Here is a 650-nt window from a genome sequence, read left to right as displayed (position 1 = left end):
GTCGGGGAGGGCGGGCCGAACAGACTGCGGAGCGGGTCGGCAGGGTGCCGCCCGCACCGCGACACGAGGAGCCCCCGGTGAACGATTTCGACCTCTCCTTCCGCATCGACCCCGCCGTGGGGCTCGGGCCCCTGCTGATCGCCTTCGCCGTCCTGGTGGCCGTGCGGGCGGCCCGGAGCAGGCCGGGGTGGACGGGGCGGCACGCCGCCACCCGGCTGATGGCGGCCGGTTACGCGGCGGCCGTGGCGAGCATCACGGTCTTCCCGATCGTCGCCGGCTACGGCATGTACGCCAACCGGACTCCGTGGTACGACATGATCAACCCGATCCCGTTGCTGGTCGTCGACCTCTCCTTCGTGCCCAACGTGATCATGTTCATGCCGCTCGGCTTCCTGCTGCCGCTGCTCTCCGGCCGGGCCCGCTCGGCGGGGCGGGTGACGCTGTTGTGCGCCCTGGCGAGCGCGAGCATCGAGACGACCCAGTGCCTGTCCTACATCCTCTTCAACAACGGCCGGTCGGTGGACGTCAACGACCTGATCGCGAACACCCTCGGCGGCCTGCTCGGCTACCTGGTGCTGCGCGGCGCGCGGCGCGTGTCCTTCGTCGCGGACACGCTGGGCACCCTGGCGCTGCCCGGCTCGGCCCTCGAC

The 650-nt window shown here is 71.8% G+C and carries 1 protein-coding gene; it reads left to right on the top strand.

Going from position 1 to position 650, the window contains the following annotated elements; translation table 11 throughout:
* Positions 1-77: 77 nt before the first annotated feature.
* Positions 78-650: VanZ family protein (locus tag FNQ90_RS25900; RefSeq protein WP_323380188.1), on the top strand; the 573-nt coding region annotated here is incomplete at its 3' end.

The sequence above is a fragment of the Streptomyces alkaliphilus genome, from assembly GCF_014141535.1.
Classification (GTDB): Bacteria; Actinomycetota; Actinomycetes; order Streptomycetales; family Streptomycetaceae; genus Streptomyces; species Streptomyces alkaliphilus.
The sequence above is the reverse complement of the archived record's forward strand: the minus strand, read 5'-3'. Positions and strand labels throughout refer to the sequence as shown.